General features: G+C 45.0%; 17 protein-coding genes. 8 read left to right on the forward strand and 9 right to left on the reverse strand.

Translation table 11 applies throughout. From position 1 onward, the window contains the following. The first annotated feature begins 5 nt into the window (after positions 1-5). From ACH33_RS15405 to ACH33_RS15420, 4 genes are read left to right on the forward strand one after another with little or no spacing between them, the layout of a single operon-like run. Complete coding sequence (locus ACH33_RS15405) at positions 6-1,202, forward strand: 2,3-diketo-5-methylthiopentyl-1-phosphate enolase (RefSeq protein ID WP_057899795.1); 1,197 nt, start codon at positions 6-8, stop codon at positions 1,200-1,202. Position 1,203: 1 nt separating this feature from the next. After that, entirely contained in the window at positions 1,204-1,884 is a 681-nt protein-coding gene (locus ACH33_RS15410; protein WP_057899796.1) for a 2-hydroxy-3-keto-5-methylthiopentenyl-1-phosphate phosphatase, read from the forward strand. Then, a complete protein-coding gene (locus tag ACH33_RS15415) occupies positions 1,881-2,588 on the forward strand; it encodes a methylthioribulose 1-phosphate dehydratase (RefSeq protein WP_057899797.1) in 708 nt (235 codons plus the stop codon). Before ACH33_RS15410 ends, ACH33_RS15415 begins: the two co-directional genes overlap by 4 nt. A gap of 43 nt (positions 2,589-2,631) precedes the next feature. Further along, complete coding sequence (locus tag ACH33_RS15420; RefSeq protein WP_057899798.1) at positions 2,632-3,168, forward strand: 1,2-dihydroxy-3-keto-5-methylthiopentene dioxygenase; 537 nt, start codon at positions 2,632-2,634, stop codon at positions 3,166-3,168. Between the two features lie 326 nt (positions 3,169-3,494). Here ACH33_RS15420 and ACH33_RS15425 read toward each other — a convergent pair whose 3' ends face one another. From ACH33_RS15425 to ACH33_RS15445, 5 genes are all read right to left on the reverse strand, one after another. Further along, positions 3,495-4,091: an NAD(P)H-dependent oxidoreductase gene (locus ACH33_RS15425; protein ID WP_057899799.1), complete on the reverse strand. Its 597-nt coding sequence runs from the start codon at positions 4,089-4,091 to the stop codon at positions 3,495-3,497. Between the two features lie 145 nt (positions 4,092-4,236). Next, entirely contained in the window at positions 4,237-6,003 is a 1,767-nt protein-coding gene (locus tag ACH33_RS15430) for an ABC transporter ATP-binding protein (protein ID WP_057899800.1), read from the reverse strand. 64 nt (positions 6,004-6,067) lie between these two features. Continuing rightward, the gene (locus ACH33_RS15435; RefSeq protein WP_057899801.1) at positions 6,068-6,592 is read right to left on the reverse strand and encodes a DUF402 domain-containing protein; all 525 of its coding nucleotides are present in this window, start codon (positions 6,590-6,592) and stop codon (positions 6,068-6,070) included. A gap of 87 nt (positions 6,593-6,679) precedes the next feature. Further along, positions 6,680-7,108: a GNAT family N-acetyltransferase gene (locus ACH33_RS15440; RefSeq protein ID WP_057900421.1), complete on the reverse strand. Its 429-nt coding sequence runs from the start codon at positions 7,106-7,108 to the stop codon at positions 6,680-6,682. 127 nt (positions 7,109-7,235) lie between these two features. After that, the gene (locus ACH33_RS15445) at positions 7,236-7,526 is read right to left on the reverse strand and encodes a hypothetical protein (RefSeq protein WP_057899802.1); all 291 of its coding nucleotides are present in this window, start codon (positions 7,524-7,526) and stop codon (positions 7,236-7,238) included. A gap of 179 nt (positions 7,527-7,705) precedes the next feature. Between ACH33_RS15445 and ACH33_RS15450 the strand changes: the two genes are divergently transcribed. The 4 genes from ACH33_RS15450 to ACH33_RS15465 all read left to right on the forward strand — a co-directional run bounded on the left by ACH33_RS15450 (position 7,706) and on the right by ACH33_RS15465 (position 11,026). Beyond that, a complete protein-coding gene (locus tag ACH33_RS15450) occupies positions 7,706-7,936 on the forward strand; it encodes a hypothetical protein (protein ID WP_162265048.1) in 231 nt (76 codons plus the stop codon). Between the two features lie 50 nt (positions 7,937-7,986). Further along, positions 7,987-8,598, forward strand: a complete 612-nt coding sequence (locus tag ACH33_RS15455; RefSeq protein WP_057899804.1) for a superoxide dismutase — start codon at positions 7,987-7,989, stop codon at positions 8,596-8,598. Positions 8,599-8,727: 129 nt separating this feature from the next. Next, positions 8,728-9,408, forward strand: coding sequence for a Bax inhibitor-1/YccA family protein (locus tag ACH33_RS15460; protein WP_257721574.1), 681 nt, complete (start codon positions 8,728-8,730; stop codon positions 9,406-9,408). A gap of 400 nt (positions 9,409-9,808) precedes the next feature. Then, entirely contained in the window at positions 9,809-11,026 is a 1,218-nt protein-coding gene (locus ACH33_RS15465) for an MFS transporter (RefSeq protein WP_057900422.1), read from the forward strand. Between the two features lie 39 nt (positions 11,027-11,065). On the opposite strand, the gene ACH33_RS15470 is transcribed toward ACH33_RS15465, so the two are convergent. From ACH33_RS15470 to ACH33_RS15485, 4 genes are all read right to left on the reverse strand, one after another. Beyond that, entirely contained in the window at positions 11,066-12,358 is a 1,293-nt protein-coding gene (locus ACH33_RS15470) for a (Fe-S)-binding protein (RefSeq protein ID WP_057899806.1), read from the reverse strand. 1 nt (position 12,359) lies between these two features. Continuing rightward, positions 12,360-13,760: an FAD-binding oxidoreductase gene (locus tag ACH33_RS15475; RefSeq protein WP_156424132.1), complete on the reverse strand. Its 1,401-nt coding sequence runs from the start codon at positions 13,758-13,760 to the stop codon at positions 12,360-12,362. A gap of 141 nt (positions 13,761-13,901) precedes the next feature. Next, positions 13,902-15,038, reverse strand: coding sequence for an A/G-specific adenine glycosylase (mutY, locus tag ACH33_RS15480; RefSeq protein WP_057899807.1), 1,137 nt, complete (start codon positions 15,036-15,038; stop codon positions 13,902-13,904). 3 nt (positions 15,039-15,041) lie between these two features. Continuing rightward, positions 15,042-15,374 (reverse strand): MFS transporter, encoded by a 333-nt coding sequence (locus ACH33_RS15485; RefSeq protein WP_057899808.1) that lies wholly within the window; start codon positions 15,372-15,374, stop codon positions 15,042-15,044. Positions 15,375-15,422 lie beyond the last annotated feature (48 nt).

Raw genomic sequence — 15,422 nt, forward strand, 5'->3', positions numbered from 1 at the left:
AAGAAATGATGAGCGAGTATATTACTGTCAGTTATTTAATCGAAGCAAAAAATTTACATAAAAAAGCAGAAAGCATTGCTGTTGGCATGACTGTCGGCAGTTGGACCGACCTGCCGCTTGCCCGCCAGGAATTGTTAGCCCCATATCTTGGCACCACGGGCAACGTAACGATTATGGAAGAACGAAATGGACTACAAAAAGGCATCATTTCTATCCGGTATCCTGTCGGCAATATTACTCCGGATATTCCGGCACTGCTAACAACTGTCTTCGGCAAATTATCTATGGACGGAAAGATTAAACTGCTTGATATCGACTTTCCTCCTTCCCTATTGAAGCAATTCCCCGGACCGAAATTCGGAATCGCTGGTGTACGAGAATTGTTAGGTGTTCATGATCGTCCACTCTTAATGAGTATTTTCAAATCTTGTCTCGGCCTTCCGCTCGGCGAACTGGAAACGCAATTCGCCGCTCAAGTTGAGGGCGGTGTCGATTTAGTAAAAGACGATGAAATTTTCTTCGTGGATGACAAAGCGCCGCTTGCGAACCGTCTGACCGCTTACAACCGCATCATTGAAGCGTCCGGGCGTACCGTGCTGTACGCGGTCAACCTGACCGGGCCGGTTCACCAGCTGGTGGACAAAGCAAAATACGCGATTGAAAAAGGAGCCAACTGTTTACTCTTAAACGTATTGCCTTACGGCTTTGACATTCTACATCGCTTGGCGGCTGACCCGGATATTAATGTGCCGCTCATGGCACATCCGGCAATGGCGGGAGCATTCTACGCATCAGATGAATACGGAATCGCGTCTCCTCTTCTGCTTGGCAAACTGATGCGGCTCGCCGGAGCGGATATGATTTTGTATCCTTCGCCGTACGGTTCAGTGGCACTAAAGCAAAGCGAAGCGCTAGCAATCGCGGAACATGCTCGCATATCCAATGATGTTCATAAATCCTCCTTCCCAGTGCCATCCGCCGGCATCCATCCAGGACTGGTCGGCAAACTGTATGATGACTTCGGCATGGATGTAATTGTAAACGCGGGCGGGGGTATACATGGCCATCCAGGTGGCGCGGCCGATGGAGCACGTGCGTTCCGCGCTGCCATCAACACGGTGGTGCAAGGCAAAACGCTCGCCGAGGGAGCAAAAGTAAGCAAGCCGCTTGCCATAGCGCTCGAAAAATGGGGAGGGGCATAATATGGAGAAGCAAATTGTTATTTTTTGCGATTTTGACGGTACGATTACCGAAAAAGACAATATCATCAATATTATGCAACATTTCGTCCCTGAAGAGCAGTGGAAACCGATTGTAGACGACATTTTTGCGAAAAAACGGAGCTTGCGCAACGGAGTATACGCCCTATTTCAACTCGTTCCTAGCTCGCTCCGCCGCGAAATTACGGACTTTGTGCTAAGCCGCGCGCGTATCCGTGACGGCTTCGGCGAGTTCGTCGATTACTGCCATAAACAAAATATTAAGTTACTGGTAACAAGCAATGGTATTGATTTTTTTATCGAACCGCTTCTTTCACCTTATGCAAAAAAAATCGATACAATTTATTGCAACAAAAGCAATTTTTCCGGCGAAAACGTAGAGATTATCTACCCATATCCGTGTGACGAACACTGCAACGTCGACTGCGGAATGTGCAAGACAACGATCATCCGCAAATATAAAAGCGAAAAATATTTCAAGGTTGTCATCGGAGATAGCATTACCGACCTAGAAGGCGCGAAAATCACAGACACCGTAATCGCCCGCTCTTATCTCGCTGAAAAATGCCAAGAACTCGGCATTAAATATAAAACATTTTCCACATTCCACGACTGTATCGAGGCTTTAGATCATCTTATACGACGAACGGAGGTTACACAATGAGCGCGTACACTCATGAAATTCGCCAGCAAGTCTTTCAACAGTTGGATCAGGTAAAGCTCGCGTTTGCTGCCAGGGGCTGGTTCCCTGGCACAAGCGGCAACCTGTCTATCAAAATCAGTTCCGCCCCGTTATTGGTTGCGGTAACAGCAAGCGGAAAAGATAAAACGGTCTGCACCCCGCACGATTATCTGGTGGTGGACGAAAATAGCAAACCATATGAAGCAACAACTCTGAAGCCGTCTGCTGAAACTCAAATTCACACAGCAATCTATCGCAATATTCCGGAAATAGGTGCCGTATTCCATGTGCATACCGTTCCCAACAATATCGTATCCGAACTATACGGTAATCAAGGATACGTGACGCTGCGTAATCAAGAGCTCATTAAAGGATTGGGTATCTGGGAAGAAGGCGCAGAAATTCAAATTCCGATCGTAGAAAATTACGCCAATATTCCGCGTCTGGCCAAAGAAGTGGAACGCGTACTTAATCCGCAGGTACCAGGTGTGCTTATCCGCAATCACGGCATTTACGCATGGGGTAAAAATGATTTTGAAGCCAAACGTCATCTTGAAGCTTTTGAATTTCTGTTCGCTTATCATCTGCAATGGCTTCAAGTGCAGCATATTGCCGTACAACTTGCGGAACAACATGCTATTCAACCGCACAATCCGCTGACATACCGAACCGCCGGTCAGCTATAATTTACAAACAATAAAACGAATATTCGGAAGAGAGGGAAAAATAATGGCTTATATCACATTTTTAGACACAAAACAACAAATCGTAAAAGGCAACGAAGTGAAAGAATTTTTGAGTACACAGGATGTTATTTACGAAAAGTGGAGCGTTGACCGTCTGGATGAGAATTTGAAGAAAAACTACTCGCTTACCGCTGAAGAAAAACAGCAAATTATCGAAGCATTCCGCGCGGAAATTGATGATTTAAGCGCACGCCGCGGCTATAAAACGGAAGACATTGTTGTTCTGTCCGACGCGACACCAAATCTGGATGCGCTGCTCGACAAATTTAAAGAAGAACACCATCACACGGATGACGAAGTCCGCTTCTGCGTTGACGGACACGGCATTTTCACGCTGAAAGGCAAAGACGGACGTTACTTCGACATAGTTATGGAACCGGGCGATTTAATTTCCGTTCCCGCATACACCCGCCACTGGTTTACGCTTTGCGAGGACCGGAAAATCAAATGCATCCGTATTTTTGTGACTCCGGCCGGATGGGAAGCGATTTATGAAGAAAACGAAGTACCAGCAAATTAATTCTTTTATACTCGTATGCTAGCGTTTGTTGCCGCTCGTCCTTTTTCCACGTAGAGGGTGTTGCAAAACTTCATTATTAAATTTAACCTTTACCATTCAGCGATTATTAGTTTTACAACACCATCATTAACTTAATGGGTTTGTGGTTAAACCTTTTGTAAAGAAATTTTTTAACATAACACGCGAGAAGTCCCCTTCCTCCACGCCTCCGGCGTAGGTGGGGGAGGTTCATTATCTATTGGATAAGGGAGATGACCAAGATACGTGCATGGAAAAAAGGGGCATCCCCTTCTTCTTCCCTCAAACTACGGAAGAATGTCAATATATCAATTATGATTTATATAGAGTTTAGACACTGTTTCTTTAATACGGGCCAGCATTTGTTTACGTTCATCATCAGATACATGATGAATATTATCTAAGATCAGATGTTCCATTACTTGAATACCGCAATAATCAAGAATCCCGACATCTACAGCGGCTTTAAATGCACTATCCAAAGAGCGTTTTTGCAGCGATTCTTTTGTAGCGGATGCCGTTTCGATGACCAGGGCTTTTTTGGCGCCTAGCAATTTTTCATGCCCATTTTCTGTGTACTGGTAAGCAAATCCGCTCGTTAACACGCGGTCATAATATCCCTTCAATATAGCCGGAGGCCCTGCCCACCAAACCGGATAGATGATAACCAAGAGGTCAGCCCACTTAATATGCTTCTGTTCTTCAACAATGTCTTCAGGCACTTCCCCTCTCTCCCATAAAGCCATCTCATCAGTTGTCAAGACAGGCTGGAAATTCGCCGCGTATAAATCCCGGATGCGAGTTTCCACTCCTTTCGATTCCAGGGCTTTCTGAACTTCATCCCGAATCGCTGAGTTAAAGCTATCTTGATTGTTTGGATGCGCAAACAAAAGTAATGCTTTCATGAAAAATCTCCTTCCTTTTGATCATATTCAAAATAACTTTTCATAAGTTCATTTATCATTTTAATGGATACATGTAAAAGTATCTCCTTCACTCTTTCTGCCAGCCACACCGGGATGTCGATATATCAGATGGGGCAATTTCTACTTATTTTCCGCTTGCCGCTTCCACTCCTTCCAGGTTTTGAACAGTAAAAAGCTTATAATACGCCCCCTGTTTGTTCATCAACTCCTGATGTGTACCTTCTTCTTTAATCTGTCCATCTTCAATCAGAACAATTTTGTCTGCATGCGTAATGGTCGACAAACGATGCGCGACAATAAATGTTGTCCGATTATGCGCGAGCCGTTCCAGCGACTGCTGGATTAAATGCTCAGATTCCAAATCAAGCGCCGAAGTCGCCTCGTCAAAAATAAGAATCCGCGGATTTTTCAAAAACACGCGCGCGATAGCAATCCGTTGTTTCTGTCCGCCCGATAACTTCACGCCACGCTCGCCGATTTCTGTATCATATCCATTTGGTAATTCTATGATAAAATCATGGGCGTTGGCCGCCTTCGCCGCTTCGACCATTTCTTTTTCTGTCGCTTCCGGATTGCCCATCAAAATATTTTCTCGAATCGAATCGCTAAATAAAATATTATCCTGTAACACGACTCCTATCTGGCTGCGCAAACTTCTCATTGTCACATCGCGCACATCATAACCGTCAACGCGCACGCTCCCTTCTCTGACATCGTAAAAACGCGGAATGAGGCTAATTAATGATGACTTTCCGCCGCCACTTGCCCCGACAAACGCGACCGTTTCACCGGGCTCGACTGTAAGATTAATCCCCTTAAGCACATCCTCCCCGTCTTCTGCGTAGCGAAAGTACACATTTTCAAATGTAACCCTTCCCTCCACAGGCGGCAATTTGTGTGCGCCCGGGCTATCGGTCACATCATATTTTTCATCCATAAACTCAAATACCCGATCCATAGAAGCGAACGCTTGGGTAAGCGTTGTTGAAGAATTTACCAGACGGCGCAATGGCGCGTACAGACGATCAAGATACGCATAAAATGCAACCAGCGCTCCGACGGTCAGTTCGCCCTGGATCACCCGATAACCCGCTACCATAATGACAAGCAGCGGTGCAATATCCGTCACCGTATTAACTACGGCAAACGTTTTCGCATTCCAGCTAGTATGCTCTAAAGCTTTCGCCAGAAAATTTCTGTTTCGTTTATCAAATTGCTTCTGTTCATGATCTTCAAGAGTAAAACTTTTAATCACCGGAATGCCCTGCACACGTTCGTGCAAATGGGCCTGCAACGTCGCCAGCGCCTGTGAACGCACCCGGGTTAGATGGCGCAAACGAGAATAAAAATATTTGACCGAAAAGCCGTATAGCGGAAACATACAAATGGCGACAAGTGTAAGCCATCCATCCATGGAAAACATGATCCCCAAGGCAATAAGCAGTGTTACAAGATCAAGCCAAATATTCATCAAGCCGGTATCGATAAAGCTTTTAGTCTGCTCCACATCATTAATCACCCGGGAAATGACCTCACCGGCGCGATGATTGTGAAAATAGCGCAAAGATAGTTTCTGGATATGATCAAATGCCCGGTTTCGAATGTCGTACAATACGGTATTGGAAACCGACTGTGCCAAATATTGCCGCCAGTATTCGATCGGCCAGCGCAGCACCGTAAAAATAAAAAAGACAGTCACCATAACATAGAATAGGTTTTTCATTTTATCGTCGGGCGCTGCCTGCGAAAGCAAAATATCGTCCACTACATACTTTAGCAACAGCGGCATAATCAACGGAATGCCGAATTTCAAAATCCCTACAACGATCGTAATTACAATGCGCTTCCAGTAAGGCTTGACAAACCGAACATATCTTCTTATACTGCCCAACTCATCATCCCCTTTCTATAACTGCCGAATAAAAAACTCCCTTTCGGTGCGAAAAGGAGTTTCATTAATTTTTTAAATGTAGATACCGTTCATACCAGCGTTCTACAAAACCAGGATGAAAAGGGCCTCGGCGTTCTTGAATCCATGTTACAACCTCTTGGACGCCCTTATACACCATGTCAACCACATCCTGGGGATACTGCATACGTCGGCTATGAAGCGCGAACTCCTCTTTATCCAGAATTGTATATGTCATATCCGGATAAACTTTCACATCAAGATCATAGTCTATGTACGTCAGCAAATCATTGCGTAAAGAAAAAGGCGAACCAATATTACAGTAGTAATAAATGCCATCTGTCCGAATCATTGCGATTGTATTAAACCACTGTCCGCGACCAAACGTACATATCGCCGGTTCGCGCGTCCGCCATTCCCGCCCGTCCGACTCGGTGACTCGGACATTATCGTTTCCGCCGATTAAAACCGCATCGCTTAAGTGAAGCAGTAACGTTTTATCCCACGAACGGTGAAACGACCGGTCATGCTTATAGCTTTCGATGCGAATGGGGATTCCGGGTGACGTCATCACGCTCTCCTTCCTTTTCTTGTAATCTATACGAACGCTCCTTCACGTACATTTTTCCCATTTTCGGCGCGAAAGAAGCAAACGCCCTTATTCAGAATCTTTGTTGGGCGTCAATTTTTTCGATAAAGTAATGTATTCCTTCACTTCATACCCAAGCGAACTGTAAAAAGGAAGGACTTTCTTATTATCCTGATTTACCATAATAAATACTCGTGTTACGCCTCTTTCTTTAAATCTTTTTTCCAGCGCCTCGACCAGCTTGCGCCCAATACCGTGTCCTTGTAGCGCTGGATTGACAGCTAATCTGTAGAAATATCCTCTCGTTCCGTCAATGGTTCCTACAATTACCCCGGCTACTTCTCCTTCATATTCAGCAACCATTACTAATTCACTATCCCAAGCCAGCTGCTTTGCCAGTGCATCTAACGTTTCGGTTTCTGTTCGCTCCAATCCAGTTTCTTCCCAAATGCGAGTAATATGTGCGTAATCTCCTAAACGAAACGACCGTATTAGCACACCAACGTCCTCCCTGCTTTTCATCTTCTTTTATTTTACACCACCTATTGATAAATGTCGCTATTATCACTATAGAAAAAGCATACAAAAAAGAAAACCCGCCGTAGACAAGCGGGAAGCAGAGATTTTATTGCATATTTTGCAGTATATGCTGCCATTGCTGATACATGCGCTCGACAGCTTTTTCTTTCTCATCAATGATGATATATCGTTCCATAATTAATTCTTCGACATGGAGAAGTGCCTGATCTAGCTGGTCAAGGGCAATCCCATCGATCGTATTTTCCTGAAGAAGAGCGGCCCGGCGATCATTCAAATCCATTTTCATCCATTGATAAGCGGCAAGGATTTTTCTCTCTTGATAGAGACTGTCATTCATTTCTGCTTCCCATGCTAATACTTCTTCAAAAGGATACATACACATTGCCCCTTCCCCAATCATTTTATTTATACTAAAAATATATTCATTTTTTTTTAAGAAAACCCTTTTATATTCCTTAATTCTTACAATTTTCGTTCAATATTCAGGCTGTGTTTAAAAAAAAGCCATTGCGGTAAAAGTAAGAGAGACCAAAAACTGCGGCTGTACGATACAAAATGCCGCCAGTCGGGGGGGAAGAAATGTATGTAGGACGCAAGCCGGATGAGCTAAGCGATATGTCTATTTCTAAATTGAACGTCGGGGCGATATATCAGGCGACCATGGCGCGTGGGATCATAGTTCACGCATTATTTATGACTAAACGCAAGGGCAAGAAAAACACAATCTTATATTTATTATACATTTTTATCTGTTTTGTATTGAATTATAATCTAAGTACGATATAATGAATTTTGGAAACATATCCGTATACAACCATAAAAGGAGGAGTTATATTATGGCAAAATTTGAATTACCAGCTCTACCTTACCCATTTGATGCACTTGAACCTCATATTGACGCGCAAACGATGGAAATTCACCACGATAGACACCATGCAACATACGTGAACAATCTGAATGCAGCACTCGAAGGACATACAGAATTAGCAAACAAAAGCATTGAAGATTTAATGCGCAACATTGGCAACGTACCAGAAAGCATCCGCACAGCCGTTCGCAACAATGGCGGCGGTCACTATAACCATAGCCTGTTCTGGGCAATCATGAGCCCGAACGGTGGCGGCGAACCGACTGGTGAACTGGCTAACGCTATCAACGAGGCTTTCGGAAGCTTCGAAAAAATGAAAGAAGAATTCGCAAAAGCGGCGGCTGGCCGTTTCGGAAGCGGTTGGGCTTGGTTAATTGTAGACAACGGGAAACTAGCTATCACGAGCACACCAAACCAAGACAATCCGCTGATGGAAGGCAAAACTCCAATCCTTGGCTTGGATGTATGGGAACACGCTTACTATCTGAAGTACCAAAACAAGCGTCCGGATTACATTTCCGCTTGGTGGAACGTTGTAAACTGGGACGAAGTAAGCAAACGCTACAACGACGCGAAATAATGATGCGTCATACACCAACAGACCGTCTTTCCTTTCCGGAATTCGGTCTGTTTTTTTTTTGCAACCGACAGCACAAAATTAACGTAAAATAAGGAAAGACTAAAAATAAAAAAAAAGGAGGCAAAAACATTGAATCTTGCAACGGTTGCCGCGGAACAGCGGCGGTATATACAACGAGTATTTTCCTGGATGTTTGCCGGTTTGTTGATGACTGCGCTTGTCGCCTATCTGTTAAGCGGAAATGAAAACGTACTCGCTTATTTCAGCGCACATCCATACGCCTTTTTCATTATTCTTATTGCGGAGCTTATTCTTGTTTTTTACTTATCGGCGCGTGTGCAAAAATTGTCCGCCACCAGCGCTATGCTCTTATTCTTCATTTATGCCGCATTGAACGGCATCACGTTTTCGCTATTGTTCGCGCTTTATACGTCTACTTCCATCGTACTAACGTTTCTTGTAACAGCAGGCATGTTCGGCGCGCTTGCTCTATACGGATACGTAACCAAACGGGACTTGTCCCGTATGGGCTCTATTCTTTTCATGGCTCTTATCGGACTTATTCTCGCCACGCTGGTCAATTTCTTTCTCCAAAGCAGCAGCCTATACTGGATTACGACATACGCTGGAGTCGTTATTTTCTCTGGGCTAACAGCCTATGATATGCAAAAGATTAAAGAAACGAACATAATCGGAAACGAAGATACGGAAGAGGAAACAAAAGAGGCAATTATCGGCGCGCTGATACTATACCTTGACTTTCTTAATCTTTTCCTTTATCTTCTCCGCATTTTTGGAAACCGCGATTAAAACATAACATTCGCAATAAAAAATAAAAGATTAGGTTGAAGTCAATGCTGTTAATCAAAACAAATCCTTGATTTAATTTATGTAATAGTGTAATATCAAATTGATATTTAATGGAAGGGTGACTTTTAAACCAATGATCAACTAATCTTATCCTTAAAAACATTCATCATTTAAGCACAAAAACTTTTCTTGGATAGGATTAGTATGAATTTTTATATATAAAATACCCATTTAATAGCATCAGTCGAAAAGTACTGTACTGTATCTTTTTGTTACTGTTCTGCCTCCTATCCAGAAAAATGGATAAGGAGGTTTTTTATGCTTATATTTGGAAATTAAAGTGATGAAATATGAAATAAAAATAAACGGAAGGAAGGAAACCATATTGTCTTCACCATCCATGGCCAACCTATTTCGCAATCGTTTTGTGCAAGCGATCCTATTATCTGAACTTTTTCTCCAAATTGGCATCTGGGTACGTAATTTCTCCGTGCTGCTGTATGTAGTGGAAATGACAGGAGGGGATGCATTCGCAGTTTCAATGGTTTCGGTCGCTGAATTTGCGCCGATTTTTATTTTCTCGTTTATCGGGGGAACCTTTGCCGACCGTTGGCCCCCCAAGCGAACAATGATCTGGTGCGATGTATTGAGCGCCATATCAGTATTCGCCGTTCTATTTACATTGATTTTTGGTTCGTGGAAGGCTGTGTTTTTTTCCATACTGTTCTCGGCGATCTTGTCTCAATTCTCACAGCCAGCCGGGTTAAAGCTATTTAAAATGCACGTTCCGGCCGAACAGGTGCAAGCTGGGATGTCGATTTATCAAACGATCTTCGCTGTATTCATGATTTTTGGCCCAGTTCTTGGAACGTTCGTTTATCAAACCTTTGGTATTCAAGTTGCGATTATGATAACGGGGATAGCTTTCCTCATGTCGGCCGTTGCATTGTTTTTTCTTCCGCCGGATCGCGATATGGGTAAAGAAGAGACTCATTCAACGCTCCTTCAAGAGATGGCTGCCGGGATTCGTTATGTGCTGTCGAAAAAAGTACTAACGCTGCTCGGAGCCTGTTTCTTCGCCGCCGGTTTGGCGATTGGCCTTATCCAGCCGCTCGGCGTTTTTCTAGTTACAGAACGACTCGGTCTAGAAAAAGAATATTTGCAATGGTTAATGACCGTCAGCGGGATCGGCATGGTTCTAGGCGGCGGATTGGCTATGGTTTTCGCTAAATCGGTCGCACCACAAAAACTGCTAGCATTCGGCATGTTTGTCGACGCGATCTGCATGGCCATATCCGGTATATCAACGACTCCGTGGTTAACATTAACTGCACAGTTTTTCAGCGGTTTAGTGCTCCCTTGCATTCAAATAGGAATCAACACGATGATCTTGCAAAATACGGAAAGTCAATATATAGGTCGGGTTAACGGTATTCTCAGTCCGTTGTTCACCGGGGCAATGGTCATTACGATGAGCATAGCGGGCCTGCTTAAAAATTTATTTTCCCTTGTTGCGATGTATGAAATGGCAGGAATTCTATTTATCGTCGGTCTGCTTTTTATCCTGCCGCTATACCGTTTGCCAGTTGCCACCCAAGAACCTGGAACCGATTCATAGCCCTTCACCGATAACAAACATATTTTTTACTAACATATTTCAGGAAATGCCTGCCGCTTCCGCCAAATATTCAACAAGATGTACAGCCCGCATCGAACCGGACAAATTTTCCCGCTCAATTCCGAGCTTCATTTGCAGAAGACAGCCCGGGTTTGTTGTAATGACGGCGGAAGCTCCTGTCGCTTTCGTATGTTTCATTTTTTCATCAAGAATATCCATCGCTTCATTATAATGGACAATGTTATAAATACCTGCCGAGCCACAGCACATCTGTGCTTCTTCCATCTCCACGAACTCAATGCCGGGTACGCTTTTCAAAAGCGCCAGCGGTTCATTCACAACCTTTTGGACGTTGGTCAAATGGCAAGAACGCTGGTACGTTACCCGCTCGCCAGAGCGTGGTTTCAAATTCTTCAGACCGCCGCAAGCCAAGAGCACCTGACTGATATCCCTTGACTTTGCGGCGAAAGACTCGGCTCTTTCTTTCCATTCCTCCTCTTTCCCTAGCAAATGGCCGTATTCGTGCAGTATCGCGCCACAGCCTCCGGCATTATTGACAACAAAATCGACGTCTTCTTTTTCAAACGCGGCAATATTTTGCTTGGCAAGGCGCCTGGCTTCTTCCACCTCTCCGGCATGCGCGTGCAGCGCTCCACAGCATGTCTGCCCTGGTACAACAATGACATCGCACCCTGCCTCCGCGAGCAGCAATACCGATAGTCGATTAATGCGCTGAAACACAGCGTCCATGACGCATCCGGTAAAAAATGCAACCGTGTACTTCTTTTCTCTTCTCGCTTTTATTCTTACAGGTATTCGCCCACGTTCCAAAGGAGGAATGGCCTCTGTAAAAACGCCAAGATGATACGGCAATTTCTCAAGAGCACCGGAAACGCGCGCTGCTTTTTGCAGCCCGCTTTTTTGATACAGCCAAAGCATACTGCCTGCAAATTTCATTATTCGCTTACTCGAAAACACTTTTTTAAACATTGTCCGGCGCAACAGACGAACCGGAACAGAAAATTTCTTACGCCGCGCCAGCGCAGCTCTGGATGCCTCAAGAATCGCACCATATTCGACACCAGTTGGACAGGCCGTCTCGCAGGCCCGGCATCCAAGACACAAATTCAGCGGTTCCTCTAGAACAGACAAATCGGTAATTCTTCCTTCACCCACCATCTTAACTAGGTTAATTCTTCCACGCGGCGAATGCGTTTCTTTTCTCATCGTAATGTATGTCGGACACACAGGAAGACAGTAACCGCACTGGACACAGCGATTCGTTTTTTCATATTGCAACTCTTTCCGCAACTGTTCTAAAGGTTCGTTCATTTTAGGTCAACTCCAGCTTTTGACCCGGCTCTGGAAAAATTTTGCCCGGGTTCATAATATTGTTCGGATCCCAAACTTGCTTAATACGTCGCATCATGTCAAGCCCGACCGCTCCTAATTCCATCTCCATAAACGGCGCTTTCATCGTCCCAATGCCATGTTCGCCTGATAACGTACCTCCCAGTTCTACCGCTGCTGCAAAAATCTCCGCAATTGCCTCCTCAACTCGCTTCATTTCTTCTTTGTCATTTTTATCGGCAATAATATTTGGATGTAGGTTTCCATCGCCCGCGTGGCCAAAGACGACCAGATGAATGTTATACTTTCTACGGATCTCTTGCAGTCTCGCACACATGTCGGGAATTTTGCTCCGCGGTACTGTAGCATCTTCGGAAATTTTCGTCGGTTTAATACGCACAATGGCCGGAGATACAAGCTTGCGCGCCCGCCATATTTCCGCCTTTTCCGCTTCATTTCCCGGAATGCGGATTTCTCTAGCACCAACCGCTTTACACAGTTCTGCAACTTGCTGAACTTCATCTTTAACCGCCACAGGATGTCCGTCCAGTTCGAGCAGAATGATCGCTTCAGCATCGACAGGCAAATTAGATGGCTCGTAATTTTCCACTGCTATAATGGACGCCTGATCCATCAATTCCATTTTGGCAGGTAAAATACCGGAAGAGAGAATTTTTGAAATAGCACCGCCCGCATCCACAAGGCTATCAAATACGGCCATCACCGTCTCCGAAGCAGGAGGCTTGGGCAAAAGTCGCAATATTGCTTTCGTAATAATGCCGAGCGTTCCCTCCGAGCCAACGATCAGCTTGGTTAAATCATAGCCTGTAACATTCTTCACCGTCCGGCCTCCGGTTCTAATAATTTCCCCTTCTGGAACAATAACTTCAAGGCCAATTACATAATCCTTCGTTACCCCGTATTTCAATCCCCGCGGCCCCCCTGAATTTTCCGCCAGATTACCGCCGATAGTCGAGACGTGGGAACTGCTGGGGTCTGGCGGATACATCAATCCTTTTTTTTCAGCCGCACGATGAATATCCGCGGTCAACACACCGGGCGATACGACGGCGATTAAATCTTCTTCATCAATTTCCAGCACATCATTCATCACTGACAAATCAAATACCATACCGCCTTTCACCGGCAAAGGCCCCCCGCTCAGACACGTCGATTGTCCGCGCGGGTATACGGGGATTCGTTTGCGGTTTGCCAACTTCACGAGCGCAGCAAGCTCTGTCACACTTTTTGTTTGAACAACCAAATCCGGCAAATATGTGCCGAAGGAAGCGTCAAACGAATAGCTGAAAAGGTCGCTTTCATCGGTCAGTACCCTTCCCATTTTTACGATTTTTTTGACTTCTTCTATATCTTCCGGCTTCATTGCCCTTTTTTCATTCTCCATGCTCCCCCCCCTTTTTTGTCATTCACCGTATCTATTCTAGCCGCCTAAAAATTAAGAGTTCAAAAGCAGGCGCAGCCAGATCCGTTGTCGCATTTCGTTTCTCGCCCTGACTTGATGCGCTTACAGCAAACTTTGCTGAAATCCTTCGTGTAACCCGTCCGCGATTTTTTTATGGGATACAGAAAATGGATAGTGCGGCATTTCTTCTATCAGTACCCAGCTTGCCCGCACTTTTGCCTCAGCGTCTCCTTCCACATCTTCTTGCCCTTTGTACGCGCATATATAAGTGCGTAAATTCCATTGCAAATGCGAAAATACGTGGCTATGCTCCATTACTAATTCCTGAGGTATGCATTTTACTCCGAACGTCTGATATACATACGTGCTCAACTGTTCTCTCGGGTCTGCGTCTCCCTTATATTCCGTGTTTGGAAACTCCCACAAATTCGCTAAAAGCCCTGTTCCAGGACGCTTATGAAGCAGCCATCTCCCATCATTCCGCTGTATCAATGCTACCGCTCGCTCTTCGATCCGCACCTGCTTCGCTTTCTTCTTCACAGGCAATGACTCTTGTATCCCTTTGTCCCGGGCACGACAGTGGTTCGCTACAGGACATATCCCACAACGTGGCGAACGCGGAATACAAATCAGCGCACCCAGTTCCATTAACGCCTGATTAAAAAACGAAGGATTCCGGTGTGCGATAATTCGGTGCACAACCGCTTCGAATAGCTTTCTCGTTTTCGCCTTCGTAATGTCTTCCTCAATTAAAAAAATACGGGACAGCACACGCATGACATTGCCGTCCACCGCAGGCTCCGGCAGCCCGTATGCGATGCTTAGAATAGCGCCTGCCGTATAGGGCCCGACTCCTTTTAGGGCATGCACTTCTTCCGGTGTATCGGGTACTACGCCCCCGTACTTTTCCTGCACCTCTTTTACAGCTGCATGCAAATTTCTAGCCCGCGAGTAATAGCCGAGCCCTTCCCAGTATTTGTATACTTCTTCTAAATCAGCTTCAGCCAGATCACGCACGGTCGGAAAACGTTCCATAAACCGTTCATAATACGGAATCACCGTCTCTACTCTCGTCTGCTGAAGCATAATCTCTGATACCCAGACACGATAGGCATCCCGATCTCGCCGCCAAGGCAAATCCCGCTGCTGCCTTTCAAACCAATACAATAAATCATCCTGAAATCCTTCGATATCAAACGAACCAATCAGATCTTGCTGCCGTTCCTGCTGCTTTGCCATGTATTATTCTCCACTCCCATCTATGTCAACCGGCGCAAACGCCCACATATTTAATCTGTTCGTTCCAGCTACAATACAATCGTTGATACTCTGCCAGAATCCCCCCGAAGTTCCCGTCTCTTCACAACGTTTTCGCTTGATTTTTCGATATGCCTCCACAGTAGGAACGTGAAACATTTCAACAAATAAACCAGGCTGATCTACACCTTCTTGCAATACGAAATTACGCGCGCCAATTTTCTCCATAGCAATCGCTATGTCTTTAATTTTTTGCAAATATTCTCCGCGTTTCTCCGGGATGATTTTATATTCCGCAAACACTTGAATCCAGTTCATCCACATTCTCCTCCCGCATCATCATTCGTTCTTGTAATGGGTACATTA

It is taken from the genome of Aneurinibacillus sp. XH2 (assembly GCF_001439585.2).
Taxonomy (GTDB): Bacteria; Bacillota; Bacilli; order Aneurinibacillales; family Aneurinibacillaceae; genus Aneurinibacillus; species Aneurinibacillus thermoaerophilus.

Excerpts from the sequence above, each read along its gene's own strand:
- ACH33_RS15405 (WP_057899795.1), top strand. The coding sequence starts at position 6 with ATGATGAGCGAGTATATTACTGTCAGTTATTTAATCGAAGCAAAAAAT.
- ACH33_RS15410 (WP_057899796.1), top strand. The coding sequence starts at position 1,204 with ATGGAGAAGCAAATTGTTATTTTTTGCGATTTTGACGGTACGATTACC.
- ACH33_RS15415 (WP_057899797.1), top strand. The coding sequence starts at position 1,881 with ATGAGCGCGTACACTCATGAAATTCGCCAGCAAGTCTTTCAACAGTTG.
- ACH33_RS15420 (WP_057899798.1), top strand. The coding sequence starts at position 2,632 with ATGGCTTATATCACATTTTTAGACACAAAACAACAAATCGTAAAAGGC.
- ACH33_RS15425 (WP_057899799.1), bottom strand. The coding sequence starts at position 4,091 with ATGAAAGCATTACTTTTGTTTGCGCATCCAAACAATCAAGATAGCTTT.
- ACH33_RS15435 (WP_057899801.1), bottom strand. The coding sequence starts at position 6,592 with ATGACGTCACCCGGAATCCCCATTCGCATCGAAAGCTATAAGCATGAC.
- ACH33_RS15445 (WP_057899802.1), bottom strand. The coding sequence starts at position 7,526 with ATGTATCCTTTTGAAGAAGTATTAGCATGGGAAGCAGAAATGAATGAC.
- ACH33_RS15450 (WP_162265048.1), top strand. The coding sequence starts at position 7,706 with ATGCCGCCAGTCGGGGGGGAAGAAATGTATGTAGGACGCAAGCCGGAT.
- ACH33_RS15455 (WP_057899804.1), top strand. The coding sequence starts at position 7,987 with ATGGCAAAATTTGAATTACCAGCTCTACCTTACCCATTTGATGCACTT.
- ACH33_RS15465 (WP_057900422.1), top strand. The coding sequence starts at position 9,809 with ATGGCCAACCTATTTCGCAATCGTTTTGTGCAAGCGATCCTATTATCT.
- ACH33_RS15470 (WP_057899806.1), bottom strand. The coding sequence starts at position 12,358 with ATGAACGAACCTTTAGAACAGTTGCGGAAAGAGTTGCAATATGAAAAA.
- ACH33_RS15475 (WP_156424132.1), bottom strand. The coding sequence starts at position 13,760 with ATGAAGCCGGAAGATATAGAAGAAGTCAAAAAAATCGTAAAAATGGGA.
- mutY (WP_057899807.1), bottom strand. The coding sequence starts at position 15,038 with ATGGCAAAGCAGCAGGAACGGCAGCAAGATCTGATTGGTTCGTTTGAT.
- ACH33_RS15485 (WP_057899808.1), bottom strand. The coding sequence starts at position 15,374 with ATGAACTGGATTCAAGTGTTTGCGGAATATAAAATCATCCCGGAGAAA.